Annotated in this window: 12 protein-coding genes; 11 read left to right on the top strand and 1 reads right to left on the bottom strand. The window is 56.4% G+C overall.

Features of this window, described 5'->3' with window-relative positions:
* The first annotated feature begins 57 nt into the window (after window positions 1-57).
* From WBG04_RS08110 to WBG04_RS08065, 10 genes are read left to right on the top strand one after another with little or no spacing between them, the layout of a single operon-like run.
* Window positions 58-1,548 carry a cbb3-type cytochrome c oxidase subunit I gene (locus WBG04_RS08110; RefSeq protein ID WP_424313904.1) on the top strand — a complete coding sequence of 497 codons (1,491 nt, stop codon included), beginning with the start codon at window positions 58-60 and terminating at the stop codon, window positions 1,546-1,548.
* Window positions 1,549-1,566: 18 nt separating this feature from the next.
* Window positions 1,567-2,322, top strand: a complete 756-nt coding sequence (locus WBG04_RS08105; RefSeq protein WP_424313903.1) for a hypothetical protein — start codon at window positions 1,567-1,569, stop codon at window positions 2,320-2,322.
* Window positions 2,323-2,348: 26 nt separating this feature from the next.
* Complete coding sequence (locus WBG04_RS08100; RefSeq protein WP_424313902.1) at window positions 2,349-3,110, top strand: c-type cytochrome; 762 nt, start codon at window positions 2,349-2,351, stop codon at window positions 3,108-3,110.
* Between the two features lie 24 nt (window positions 3,111-3,134).
* Window positions 3,135-5,021, top strand: coding sequence for a cytochrome c oxidase subunit I (locus tag WBG04_RS08095; protein WP_424313901.1), 1,887 nt, complete (start codon window positions 3,135-3,137; stop codon window positions 5,019-5,021).
* A gap of 24 nt (window positions 5,022-5,045) precedes the next feature.
* Window positions 5,046-6,836 (top strand): cytochrome c oxidase subunit 3, encoded by a 1,791-nt coding sequence (locus WBG04_RS08090; protein WP_424313900.1) that lies wholly within the window; start codon window positions 5,046-5,048, stop codon window positions 6,834-6,836.
* A gap of 39 nt (window positions 6,837-6,875) precedes the next feature.
* The gene (locus WBG04_RS08085; RefSeq protein ID WP_424313899.1) at window positions 6,876-7,253 is read left to right on the top strand and encodes a cytochrome C oxidase subunit IV family protein; all 378 of its coding nucleotides are present in this window, start codon (window positions 6,876-6,878) and stop codon (window positions 7,251-7,253) included.
* An 11-nt stretch (window positions 7,254-7,264) separates the two neighbouring features.
* Entirely contained in the window at window positions 7,265-7,465 is a 201-nt protein-coding gene (locus WBG04_RS08080; protein WP_424313898.1) for a hypothetical protein, read from the top strand.
* Window positions 7,466-7,468: 3 nt separating this feature from the next.
* A complete protein-coding gene (locus tag WBG04_RS08075; protein WP_424313897.1) occupies window positions 7,469-7,672 on the top strand; it encodes a hypothetical protein in 204 nt (67 codons plus the stop codon).
* Between the two features lie 32 nt (window positions 7,673-7,704).
* Window positions 7,705-8,499, top strand: coding sequence for a cytochrome c oxidase subunit II (locus WBG04_RS08070; RefSeq protein ID WP_424313896.1), 795 nt, complete (start codon window positions 7,705-7,707; stop codon window positions 8,497-8,499).
* Between the two features lie 44 nt (window positions 8,500-8,543).
* Window positions 8,544-8,855, top strand: coding sequence for a DUF3820 family protein (locus WBG04_RS08065; RefSeq protein WP_424313895.1), 312 nt, complete (start codon window positions 8,544-8,546; stop codon window positions 8,853-8,855).
* A 1-nt stretch (window position 8,856) separates the two neighbouring features.
* Here WBG04_RS08065 and WBG04_RS08060 read toward each other — a convergent pair whose 3' ends face one another.
* The gene (locus WBG04_RS08060; protein ID WP_424313894.1) at window positions 8,857-9,789 is read right to left on the bottom strand and encodes an ABC transporter ATP-binding protein; all 933 of its coding nucleotides are present in this window, start codon (window positions 9,787-9,789) and stop codon (window positions 8,857-8,859) included.
* 137 nt (window positions 9,790-9,926) lie between these two features.
* On the opposite strand from WBG04_RS08060, the gene WBG04_RS08055 reads away from it, so the two are divergent.
* Window positions 9,927-12,692, top strand: coding sequence for a 2-oxoglutarate dehydrogenase E1 component (locus WBG04_RS08055; RefSeq protein WP_424313893.1), 2,766 nt, complete (start codon window positions 9,927-9,929; stop codon window positions 12,690-12,692).
* Window positions 12,693-12,701 lie beyond the last annotated feature (9 nt).

Below are 12,701 nucleotides of genomic sequence, written 5' to 3'. Positions count from 1 at the left end.
GGCAAGCCCATGCTTACCGAGGCCGACATCATTCCTGTGAAGTAAACGATTTCCGCAATGTCCAGCGACTCTGAAAAATATCTCGAACATGACGACACCTTGCGTGCGTCAATCGACCGTTCGCTTCGCCACCCGGTGATGTTCTTCTTCACCAGCGGTGCCGCCTGGCTGGCAGTCGCAATCCTCCTGGGGATTATTTCCTCAGCCAAGGTGCACAGCCCTGAATTTCTCGCCAGCTATTCATGGTTGACCTACGGGCGCGTTTTTGTCGCCCACCAAAGTGCCTTGGTTTATGGATGGGGATGCCAGGCCGCGTTTGGCATGATCATCTGGCTGATGGCACGGCTTTCCCGTCAGGAGTGCCGCGCCGCAGGGACGATTCTGGTCGCCGGTCACGTCTGGAATCTGGTGGTCTCGCTCGGGGTCATCGGTATTCTTGCAGGGGGTGGCACCGGAGTTCCCTTCATGGAAATGCCATCATTCACATGGATTCCGATGCTGCTCTGCTACGTAGCGATCACGATCTGGTCGATGGTCCAGTTCAAGGTCCGCCCCGTCGGACACACCTACATCTCACAGTGGTACCTCCTCGCTGCCATGATCTGGTTTCCATGGATTTTCGCCTCGGCCAATATCCTGGTGTTTGGCTTTGATGGCAGTCCGCTTGGCGCTGCGGGCGTCAGCGCTTGGTTCCACTCGGCCCTGCTGTTGATGTTCTTCGTGCCGATTGGGATTGGCATGGCGTATTACCTGATCCCCAAGGTCACGGGACGTCCGGTCTACAACTACTCGCTGTCACTCACTGGTTTTTGGACTCTGGCGATCATTGTGCCTTGGGCCGGCCTTCAGAAGCTGACGGGAGCACCCATCCCCAACTTCCTGCCTTACCTCGGTGCCTTTGCGACGATCCTCTTCGGTGTCCCTGCGGCGATTTCCGGGATCAATTTGGTCAAAACTGCGGCTGCATCCGGCGACATGGTAGCAAAGAGTCCAACGCTTCGTTTCACCGTTACCGGCGTGATCAGTCTTCTGATCCTGGGTGCCGCGGCTGTTCTTTTGAATGCACCGGGTGTCATGAAGATCACTCAGTTCACCATCTCGGGCTACGGATTCGATCTGCTGGCTCTCTACGGATTCTTCAGTTTCATCGCCTTTGGAGCGATCTACTTCATTGTCCCACGAATCACCCGGCGTGAATGGCTTTCTCGCCGCTTGATCAAGATGCACTTTTTCCTCTCCGTCTACGGGGTGGGGGGGATTGTCTTGATCGCTCTTTTCGGTGGCCTGATGCAGGGCGTTGGTCAGGAGAACTTCGCCCAGCCATGGGAGGATGCTGCCGGGCGTGCTTTCCCCTACGCGGTGTTCACCACCATGGCATGGATCATTCTGCTGCTTTCGAACTTCTTCTTCTTTATTCACCTGACGCTGATGTGGCTTCGACTTGGCCGCCGGAGTTCGCATCCGACGCTTCTGGTAGAGCCTCACCACGAAAGCCCGCACGGGCCTGAGGGTGATATCGACAACGTCGGTCCCGCGACCGCCCATTGACCTGACTTTCCCTACCCGATGAACTTCCGACAATTTGCCTTTGGTCTCACCTTCAGCTTCGGCATCGCCTGGCTGGCCGTGGTGGTCGTGCCGTTTTTCAAGATGCGCGATCCTTCGCCGGTTTCCTTTCAGGAGGGAATTGATGAGCAGACGGGGATCTATTTTCCGAAGCGCTCTGGACGGCTGACCAATGGCTACGAGGTCTATGCGGAAAACGGTTGCTACCAGTGCCACACTCAGGTCGTTCGCAACACCGATGCAGGCAATGACTTGGGTCGTCCGGATTGGGGGGGGCTGAAACTCGATGCCGATACCGGTAAGGACACCCGTCGCGAATCGAACGCCTTCGATTACTCGGGACTTGATTTCGCTCCAATAGGCGTGACCCGGCTGGGACCCGACCTTATGAACGTTGGCCGTCGGATTCCTGCACGAATTCGCGCCGCTGCCGGTCCTGACGCCAGCGCTGGAGAGATCGACGGTCAGGCCCGCGATTGGCTTTACCTCCACCTCTACGATCCTCGTCTCAATCCCGAACTACGTGATTGGTCAAGTTGCCCTCCATTTACATTTCTATTTGAGGAACGTGAGATCATGGGCGAACGATCAGACAACGCGATCGAAGTGGCGACCAAGCCCGGATTTGAGATTGTTCCAGGCGAAAAGGCCCGCGCACTGGTCAGCTATTTGATGTCTCTCAAGCACGACGATCCCGTTCCTGCCTCCATGGACTATTCGCCCGCCGATCAGAAGGGTGGCGACAGTGAGGGCTGAAACCTTTCCGCGATTCCGATAATTCGATGCAAGATTCCAACAAGCCTGATCTCGACGAGTCATTGAATGTGACGACGTCCCACGAGCAGATGCTGCGTGAAGCCGCCGCCGTTGTGCGTGAGAAGCACGTGGACGAAGGAGGGAAAGAGCCGATGTCGCTCTGGATCTTTGGTGCCTGCGCGGTTGTGGCACTCGTCGCGGGTGGTGCGCTCGGCAAGGCCGGCAGCATGTTTGACTACGATGAAACCGTGCGCCCGGGCTATGTCCGTCAAACGCTGGATACCGATGACGGTGGGGCGCTGCCTCCGGTGCCGGCTCTGAAAGCCTACATGTCCAAGGGCGAGAAGATCTACGGCAAGTGCATTGGTTGCCACGCTCCCGACGGCAAGGGTGGGGGTGCCTTCCCGCCTCTGGCTGGCTCCGAGTGGGTCCTGGGGGACACGGAGCTTTTTGCCATGATCGTCATCAATGGCATGAGCGGTCCAACCAGTACCGGCAAGGTCTGGGGCGTGATGCCTGCTCAAGGGATCGGCATGAGCCCGACCGATCTGGGCGCGGTGATGACCTACGTTCGTAATTCCTTCGGTAACTCCGCCGGTGATGTGGTCACGACCGAAATGGCGGCTGAGGCCATGAAGATTTCTGAAGCCCGAGCGAATCCTGGAACTCCGGTGACCGCTGAAGAGTTGACGGCCGAACACCTGAAAGCACTTCCGGGCGAGCCACTCGATCCAACCGCGATGGTGGATCCAGTTTCACTTGAACCTGCGGAATCCCCGTCAGAGTAAAACGCGAATCATTACCTTTCTAGCATGAGCGCCCACGCAGCCACTGCCGACCACCACGAGGAACACGATCATCACGATCCCGGCTTCCTCCAGAAATACGTTTTTTCGACCGATCACAAAACGATTGGTATTCAATACGGCATCACTGCCGGTGCCTTCCTCCTCTTCGGGTTCTTCCTGATGATGGTGATGCGCTGGAGTATCGCCTATCCGCACGAACCTCTTCCGGAGTGGATGCGCATCTTCTTCAGTGAAAACTGGCAGGCTCGCTGGCTTCAGGACGGGAAGGTGACGGGTGAAACCTATAATATGTTCGGTGCCATGCACGGGACGATCATGGTGTTCCTCGGCGTGGTGCCGCTTGGTTTCGGCGCCTTTGGCAATTACGTCACTCCGCTTCAGATCGGAGCGCCCGACATGGCGTTTCCGAAGCTCAACATGATGAGCTACTGGCTCTACCTCGCCGGCGGGTTGATCATGTGCGGATCCTTCTTCATGGAGTCCGGTGCGGCCAAGTCGGGCTGGACCAACTACTCGCCGCTCGCCGGTGTGGCAGATGCTCAGATCGTCAATCAGTGGTTGGCGGGACAAACACAGTGGCTCATCGGCTTGGTGCTTCTCATCACTTCGTCCCTGCTGGGTTCGGTGAATTTCATCACGACGATCATCAACCTCCGTGCACGCGGAATGACCTGGATGCGTCTGCCGTTCTTTGTGTGGGCGATGCTTGTGACGGGTTTCCTCCTCCTTCTTGCATTCCCTCCGCTTGAGGCCGCCGGCATCATGCAGCTTCTGGATCGGGTTGCGGGATCTTCATTCTTCATGCCTTCCGGGCTCTACACCAAGGCTGAGGGCTTGCTTGAGCTCTCAGGTGGCGGATCGCCATTGCTGTTCCAGCACCTCTTCTGGTTCCTGGGCCACCCCGAGGTGTATGTGCTCCTCCTTCCGGCGATTGCCTGTGTTGCCGAGATCATTCCGGCCAATACGAGAAAGCCGCTCTGGGGCTACAAGGCCATGGTTTACAGCGTTCTGGTGCTCGGATTCCTTTCGTTCATCGTCTGGGCTCACCACATGTATCTGACGGGAATGGGTCCGGTGGTTTCCACTTTCTTCCAAACCACCACGGTGCTGATATCGATCCCGTCCGTGGTCTTGCTGACTTCGTTGATCATTTCCCTGTGGGGTGGCTCGATCCGCTTCACTCCGGCCATGATCTGGGCCTGCGCCTTCCTGCCCATGTTCGGTATCGGTGGTTTGACCGGTCTGCCCCTCGCGTTCAATCTGGTCGATCTCCACCTCCACGACACCTACTATGTGATCGGTCACTTCCACTACGTGGTGGCTCCGGGCATCCTGTTCGGTCTCTTTGCAGGCGTCTATCACTGGTTCCCGAAAATCACGGGACGCTACATGAGCAGCAAGCTCAGCCACCTGCACTTCTGGCCAAGTCTGATCTGCATGAACATGATCTTCTTCCCGATGCTCACGCAGGGTATGGCGGGTTTCCATCGCCGCTGGTATAACGGTGGAGATGCTTACCTCGCCAAGTCTCCGGACAGCACCAATGTTTTCAGTTCAACGGTCGCCGAGCATATCGATCTGAACATCCTGATGTCCTACGGCGCATGGTTGATGGCACTGGCACAGATTCCGTTCCTGATCAATCTCGTCATCAGCGCCATTGCCGGGCGAAAGGTGGAGAGCGACAATCCATGGAATGCCACCACTTTGGAGTGGGCGACGCCAACGCCTCCAGGGCATGGTAACTTCACCTTCGATGTGGCGGCCTACCGCGGTCCCTATGAATACAGCCGGCCGGATTGCGACGAGGATTACCTGCCTCAGTGGATCGCTCCGAAAAAGCCCAAGCCCGACCTCGAGACCCAGCCAGGGACACCCGCTTCCCACTGATCACCGACCTTATTTTTTCAGGAAATGGAAATTCCCTACATTGTCACCCCGCGCAAGGATACCGGACTCTTCAACTCGAAGATCGCCATTTGGTTGTTCCTTGCGTCCGAAGTCATGCTCTTTGGTGGCTTCTTCTCAGCTTACGTTTTCCTTCGAATCGGTGCCGACTACCCGTGGCCGGAGCGCACGCTGCCGGTTCTTCCCGGGCTGATCAACACCTTCATCCTGATCGCTTCTTCGGTGACGGTGGTGTTCGCGTGGGCGTCACTTAAAATGCGGCAATGGCGCCGCTTCCAGATCTTCATGGGCATTACGGTTGCATGCGCTGCGATCTTCATGGTCTTCAAAGGGGTGGAATATTATGTGAAGTTCCATCACCAGGCGGTCCGGATCACGGACTACTCGATTGTGGAGGGTCACCTGGGCTATGAAACGAAGGGAGGCCACGGCCACGACGAGCATGCCGAGCCTGATTACCTGAGGACTCCTGAAGGAAAGAAGATTGAGGAAAACCATTACAAGATCGCGGCGTCCTCGTTGACCTTCAATGTCGTCCGTCCCTACAAGCCGTGGGTTGAAGATTACATTGCCGAGGCTGCTGCCGCCGGGTCCACGATCACCTTGGCGGAGGATCTCGATTTCAATGCTGCTGGTGAGAGCGACGAGAAGAAGAAGTTCAGCAAGGGAGTCGAGCTCAGCGTCGAACTGCTGGAGGACATCGGTAAGGTACAGATCGCGAATCGCAATCAGAACGCTGCCTGGAGAACCGAGTTCCTAACGGAGGCTTGGGATCAGAAGTGGGCTGAGGTAGACGAAACCGATGGGTTGGGTGAAGGGGCTTTTGCCGCCGATTTTCCCAAGGGTCTGGAATATGGACCAGAGGAGCGGAAGCTGGCCTATACTCGTTGGAAGGCCGGCAAACGAGCCAGCATGGCCTCCGACGTCGACTTGAACAAGGTGACCCTGAAGATCGATGGTAAGGAGGTCTCCTATGCCGATATCGAGCTTCCCTATCAGGGTAACGTCACCTTCAATATCGACAAGCCATTGACGCTTCGATTCAGAAGCCACGATGTCATCGGCAAGGTTGTTCCGGATGCTTCGAGTTTGACGCTCCGAGATGACACGGTGGTTTCAGGTGAGTATTTGGACAGCCCGATGGTGTTTCACTACGTCGATGGTATCGATTTCCAGCATCTCGTGATGATTGCTGAGGAGAAGGGGCAGGACCCTCAAGCCGCGATCCAGGCCAGCTGGTTGATCAAGGAGAATCCGGTGGTTGCCGATCTTTGGGAAAAGCATCAGAAGTCTCTTGGCCAACTTGAAGTGGTGCTTGCAGAGCAAGGACGTGAGCCTACCCACAAGGACCGCTATCGCATGGGCTGGCAGGAAATTGCCTACTACATGCAGACGGATTTGGCGGACGTGCAGATCACGGAGGGGAAGTTTGCCCCGCCGAAGGTGAGCATGTCGCTGAAGGAGCAGTTCATGGGGCCTGACTACAAGGCGCGGATGGCTAATGCCGACTTACCGCAGTTTCCCCACATCAGCGTCCCGCGGGAATATGTGATGCTCGATTCCAAGTTTACGCCAAAATGGAACACCTACTATGCGATTTACTTCGCGATCACGGGTCTTCATGGACTTCACGTGATTGGTGGGGCGATCGTGCTGGGTTACTACCTGTTCTGCGGACGTGCGATGTATCTTTCCAATCCGGAATGGCTCGCCAACCGGGTCGAGGTCGGTGGCCTCTTCTGGCACTTCGTTGACCTTGTCTGGATCTTCGCCTTCCCGATCTTCTACCTCATGTGATCGATATTTTTCCTCCAACCATAACCATTCAATAATTCCATGGCTGATTCTCCTGAAGCAATCAAGAAGTCACAGAAGCTCTACCTCTTCGTCGGTCTTTGCCTGTTTGTCGGCACGATCGTGACGGTGATGGTGGCGACGGTTCCCGCACTCGATATCGGGGGGCACGGTTTTGATACCTGGGACATGGTTCTGGGTCTCCTGATCGCTTCCTGCAAGGTGGCGCTGGTGATGTATTTCTTCATGCACCTCAATCACGAGAAGCCGTGGGTGTATGGAGTCCTCGTCCTTGGTGTGATCATGGCGATCGCCCTGGCGGCTCTGGTCTTCCTCGCAAAGGGCGATCCGATTCACTACGACAATTTCAAGACCGGTGGCGTGATTCTGCCCGGTTGCTTAAACTTCATTGGGCTGTAAGCTAACTCGTCATGTCACTGAGATCCTTCCACATTGTTTTTGTCACGGTCTGCACCTTGCTCTGCGTGTTTTTCGCCGTTTGGGCGTTTGGCTTCGCGGAGGACCGGACAGCGGTGATTACGACCGTGGGGGTTATTGGCGCCATCGGAACCTTCGGCATGCCGATTTACGGGGTCTATTTTTATCGGAAAGCCCGCAACATTCTCCTCTGAGCCATGATTGATTCCCTACTAGCTTGTGCCACCTGTGCCAACAATTTCCGTGGCGATGGAAACGCGGCCGGATGGTCGATTTTTTTCATGCTCATGGTGATCGTCCCGATGCTGGCCGGAGTTGTTTTCTGCATGGTCCGTCTCGCCCGCCGCGAAGGTGCAAGTCTCGATCCTGAGCTGCGCGACGAATACGAGGGTGATGCCTGATTCGATTTCCGTCTTCTACTTTTTCAAGATCCATGAACTCTCTGAGTCCCTCGAAATTCCTCGGTATTCCTGACAACTTTTCTGCCCACGGCGGACAGGTCGATCACCTGATCGATGTGGTCCACTGGTTGATGATCGCATTGTTCGTCGGTTGGACCCTGTTCTTCCTTTTCTGTCTCTTCCGCTTCCGGCAGTCGGTGAGTCCGAAGGCTTCCTACACCGGGGTGAAGAACCACATTTCAAGTCACCTTGAGGTTGGAATCGTTATTCTTGAAGCCGTCCTTCTTCTCGGTTTCGCCTTTCCGCTGTGGAAGGACCGGACGGACACCTGGGAGACCGTCCAGGAGCGGGACCCGGTGCGGGTCCGCGTGATCGGTTGGCAGTTTGGTTGGACTTATCATTATCCCGGAGAAGATGGGATTTTCGGCCGGGTCGATCCTCGCTTGATGACTTCGAACAGTGATCCCGGTATCGACCTGGATGATCCGAATGCGCTGGACGATTTCACTACCTCGGTGCTGAAGATTCCTGTCGGTCGTCCATCGATTCTCAACATTGGCTCGAATGACGTGATTCATAACTACGCAATCGTTCCCATGCGGATCCAGCAGGACGCGATTCCGGGTCGTGAGATTCCGATGTGGTTCACTCCGAACAAGAAGCTGGAGACATCGGTGGTCTGTGGCCAGCTCTGTGGCGAAGGACATGCCAACATGGCCGGACAGATGGAGGTGATTGCGGACAACACCTATCGCGATTGGGCCGCCGGCGAGTCGGCGGCCGCACTGAAACGGAATACTCCGGACGAAGCTACAGCCAGTCGCTGATTGGTTCTCGCCCCGTGGTCCCGACTCCGTCAGGCTTGAAGGGGATGAACGAGATTGACCGCGAGGACTTTCGTAACCTCCTTGAGGAAATCGGAAGGACACGGATGCCATTCGGCAAGTATGGCCGAATCGAGCACCCGCCTCATGGCTATCCGATCTTCGATCTACCCATCGAGTATTTGAGTTGGTTCAAGGAACGCGGCTTTCCGAAGGGAAGGCTCGGCGAACTGCTTGCCATCATTTGGGAGGTCAAGGAGTGCGGCATGGACTCGGTATTCGACCCACTCAGGCGTGCAAACGGGGGGCGGACTCGTTTCAAGCGCCGACGTCAGCGGGAGTTCCGCTTCGATGACTGAATCAGTCTCTGCGGGTCAGTTCGACGAAGACGTCCTCCAGCGTGGCATCGCGACGGTACAGGCTGCGCATCGGCCAGCCGTGCTGAGCAACCAGCTCATGGATGCGCTCACGGGCGTCGGTTCCTGATTCAACAAGAATATCATACTGGTGTCGTCCTTCGGTCAGTGGCTCGTGGGTGACGCGTTTGACGTGATCCAGTCGCGTTAGGGCACCACTGATCACCTCGGGGTCGCCGGTGATTTCGGCAACGACTTTGCCAGCGGTACGCATGCCGCTGACGAGGGCCTCAGGCGTGTCTTCGGCCTTGATTTCGCCGTTGTCGATGATGATCACCCGATTGCAGGTCATCTCGACTTCGCTGAGGATGTGGGTGGAAAGGAGGATGGTGTGATTCTCGCCAAGTTTGGTGATGAGTTCCCGAATTTGGCGGATCTGATTGGGATCCAGGCCATTGGTCGGTTCGTCGAGGATCAGAAGGTCGGGAGAGTGCACCAGTGCATCGGCCAGTCCCACCCGCTGGCGATATCCCTTGGAGAGGACCTTGATCATTTTTCGGCGGACACTTTCCAGCCCGCAGGTGTCGATGACTTCGTTGACACGGCGGCGGGCGTCACGATTGGAGAGCCCTTTCAGGCGTGCTCGAAACTTGAGATACTCGCGAACCCGCATGTCGTCGTAAAGCGGGACGTTTTCGGGCATGTAGCCAATCTTGCGACGAGCCCCGAGGGAATCACGGAACACGTCGAATTCCCCGATTTGGACACTTCCGGATGATGGAGGCAGGTAGCCCGTCAACATCCTCAGGGTGGTGGTCTTTCCGGCACCATTGGGGCCGAGAAAGCCGACAATCTCACCCTTGCTGACGCTGAAACTAAGATCGCGGACGGCGGTGTGGCGTGGAAATCGCTTGGTGAGGTTTCGAACTTCGATCATGGGATTGAGTAGTTTTCCGGCAAAAAGGGTGCTTGTGCGATTGACGCCTCGCAGCGCTGCTCTTACCTAAGCGCTGCGCGCCGGAGGCCAAGCGGGAAATTCCTGCTCCTTCGTCGTGATATTCGAATTTATCGCTCATGAAATCGTCGGTTTCCGCTCGCCTGAACGCGGACATTCTGGAGGAAAAATACGCTCAATGGAGTGAGGACCCTTCATCCGTTGAAGGCAATTGGAGTGCCTTTTTTGAGGGCTTTGAGCTTGGGGCGGCCCAACCGAAGGCCCGCGCTGGCGCAGCTCCGCAAGCGTCTGACACTCCGCAAGCGGCAGGGGGTGATTTGGCCTTTTATGGCAAGGTGGTGAGTCTTGTATACAACTACCGGACCCTTGGTCACACGCAGGCCGACATCAATCCGATCGGGGAGCCAGAGAACAATCCGAGACTCGCGTTGAAACAGTTCGGATTTACCGAAGCCGATCTCGATCGGGAGGCGTCGAACCCATTCTTCCGCGATGGGGCCAAAATGAAGTTGCGGGACATGGTGGCGGCGCTGGCTGCGACCTACTCGGGGAAGATCGGCTTCGAGTTCATGCACATTCACAACACGACGGTCCGCCACTGGGTTCGTGAACGCATCGAACGCCATACCCTGCGCGAGGTTGACCCGCCGAATCGCCAACTCAAGTCGCTCGCCTGGTTGCTGGAGGCCGAGGCCTTCGAAAGCTTTATCGGTAAGAAGTTTCTGGGAGAGAAACGCTTTTCTCTGGAGGGCGGTGAGGGGGCCATGGTGGTGCTCAATTCGATCCTCAATGCCTGTCCTCGCGAGAACGTTCTCGAAATTGAAATGGGAATGTCCCATCGCGGCAGGCTCAACGTGCTGGCCAACTTTCTCGCAAAATCCCTGCCGACGATTCTCTTCGAGTTCACGCCAAACTACGTCCCTGATCTCGTTGCTGGTGATGGCGATGTGAAGTATCACCTCGGCTACGAAGGGTTCCGTAAATTGGAGGATGGGGATGTGCGGGTGAATCTTGCGGCCAATCCAAGCCATTTGGAGGCAGTGAATTCTGTGGTCGAAGGCAGAGCCCGTGCTCGTCAGCGCCAAATCGGTGACGACGGTGCGACTACCGACCGCAAGCGCGTGTTGCCGATTCTGATGCATGGTGATGCGGCCTTTGCGGGTCAGGGTTCGATTGCCGAGTTGCTCAACCTTTCACAGCTCCCTGGGTATCGAACGGGGGGGACCATTCACATCATCGTGAACAATCAGATCGGATTCACGACGATGCCTGCCGATGCGCGGTCATCTGCGTATGCAACGGATGTCGCCAAGATGATCGAGGCGCCGATCATGCACGTGAATGGTGAGGATCCGATGGAACTCTACTGGGCAGGAATGTTCGCCCTCGAGTTTCGGCAAAAGTTTGGCAGGGACATTGTCATCGACATGTACTGTTACCGCCGCCAGGGACACAACGAGACCGATCAGGCGGCATTCACCCAGCCCCACATTTATCGGCAGCTTCAGGGTCGGGATACGGTCGGGCAGATCTACAAAAAGAAACTGGTCGCCGAGGGTGTGATGTCTTCCGAGGAAGCGGATGCGCTCGACAAAAAGATCTGGGATCGTCTGGAAGAGGGTTACAAGCGGATGCTTGAGATTGAAGCGGCGGGAGACCGCACCGTCTTCAGTGGATCGACGGCGATTGTTCAGGATACCTATACTCATGCGCCGGTTCCGACGGGTGTCTCAAAAGAGATGATTCAGACGGTCGGCAAGGTGCTTACGACGGTTCCAGAGGGCTTTCATCTTCACCCGACCTTGGCGAAGCGCTTTGTTCCAAGACGGATCGAAGCCTTGGAGAAGGGCGGGCCGATTGACTGGGCTTTTGCAGAGTCGTTGGCTTGGGGTGCTCTTCTTCTCGAGGGAAATCAAGTCAGGCTTTCCGGTCAGGACTGCCGGCGTGGCACGTTTTCCCAGAGGCACGCGGTATTCTACGACTCCGAATCGCGCGAGCGCTACATTCCGCTCCAAAATCTGGGAGAAGGCCAAGCCAAGTTCTGCGTCTACAACTCGCTGCTTTCAGAGTTCGCGGTTCTTGGCTTCGATTACGGCTACTCGCTGGGGGCGCCTAACATGCTCACCATGTGGGAAGCCCAATTTGGTGATTTCTCCAACGGTGCGCAGGTGATCATTGACCAGTTCATTTCCTCAGCCGAGTCGAAATGGCAGACACCGAGTGATATCGTCCTTTTGCTCCCCCATGGCTATGAAGGCATGGGTCCTGAGCATTCCAGTGCGCGATTGGAACGCTTCCTGCAACTTTGTGCGGAGAAGAACATGATCGTCGCGAACTTCACCACGCCGGCTCAGTATTTCCATGCCTTGCGCCGACAGAAGCGGCGGACCTTCCGCAAGCCGATGATCGTGATGACTCCCAAGAGTCTTCTCACTCGGCCCGAAGCGGTGTCGCAGGAAGAAGATTTTCTGGAGGGTTCCTGTTTCCAGGAGATCCTTCCGGATTCGATGACTTTCGAGGATCCATCCCGCGTCAATCGTATCATCTTCTGCACCGGCAAGGTCTTCTATGATCTGGTCGCGCATCGCGACAAGGCGGAGATCAAGAATTCGGCGATCATTCGGATCGAACAGCTTTATCCATTCCACAATGAGATGCTGGAGGCGATCATCAGCCAGTATCCGTCTGCTTCCAAATATGTGTGGTGTCAGGAGGAGCCGCTCAACATGGGCGCTTGGTCCTACGTTTTCCCAAGGCTTGAGCGGGTGCTCGGCCAGCGGGTCCGCTACGCAGGACGCGATCGCGCATCAAGTCCTGCCGCCGGTTCGAAAGCCATGCATTACCGCGAGCAGACGGCGCTCATCGAAAGTGCCTTCTCCGCCTGACCTTTCCTT

The organism is Haloferula sp. (assembly GCF_049672945.1).
Lineage (GTDB): Bacteria > Verrucomicrobiota > Verrucomicrobiia > Verrucomicrobiales > Akkermansiaceae > Haloferula.
This window is presented reverse-complemented; position numbering and strand designations above follow the sequence as displayed.

What these genes read in the sequence shown, in the direction of transcription:
- WBG04_RS08110 (WP_424313904.1), top strand. Translation starts at nt 58, where the DNA reads ATGTCCAGCGACTCTGAAAAATATCTCGAACATGACGACACCTTGCGT.
- WBG04_RS08105 (WP_424313903.1), top strand. Translation starts at nt 1,567, where the DNA reads ATGAACTTCCGACAATTTGCCTTTGGTCTCACCTTCAGCTTCGGCATC.
- WBG04_RS08100 (WP_424313902.1), top strand. Translation starts at nt 2,349, where the DNA reads ATGCAAGATTCCAACAAGCCTGATCTCGACGAGTCATTGAATGTGACG.
- WBG04_RS08095 (WP_424313901.1), top strand. Translation starts at nt 3,135, where the DNA reads ATGAGCGCCCACGCAGCCACTGCCGACCACCACGAGGAACACGATCAT.
- WBG04_RS08090 (WP_424313900.1), top strand. Translation starts at nt 5,046, where the DNA reads ATGGAAATTCCCTACATTGTCACCCCGCGCAAGGATACCGGACTCTTC.
- WBG04_RS08085 (WP_424313899.1), top strand. Translation starts at nt 6,876, where the DNA reads ATGGCTGATTCTCCTGAAGCAATCAAGAAGTCACAGAAGCTCTACCTC.
- WBG04_RS08080 (WP_424313898.1), top strand. Translation starts at nt 7,265, where the DNA reads ATGTCACTGAGATCCTTCCACATTGTTTTTGTCACGGTCTGCACCTTG.
- WBG04_RS08075 (WP_424313897.1), top strand. Translation starts at nt 7,469, where the DNA reads ATGATTGATTCCCTACTAGCTTGTGCCACCTGTGCCAACAATTTCCGT.
- WBG04_RS08070 (WP_424313896.1), top strand. Translation starts at nt 7,705, where the DNA reads ATGAACTCTCTGAGTCCCTCGAAATTCCTCGGTATTCCTGACAACTTT.
- WBG04_RS08065 (WP_424313895.1), top strand. Translation starts at nt 8,544, where the DNA reads ATGAACGAGATTGACCGCGAGGACTTTCGTAACCTCCTTGAGGAAATC.
- WBG04_RS08060 (WP_424313894.1), bottom strand. Translation starts at nt 9,789, where the DNA reads ATGATCGAAGTTCGAAACCTCACCAAGCGATTTCCACGCCACACCGCC.
- WBG04_RS08055 (WP_424313893.1), top strand. Translation starts at nt 9,927, where the DNA reads ATGAAATCGTCGGTTTCCGCTCGCCTGAACGCGGACATTCTGGAGGAA.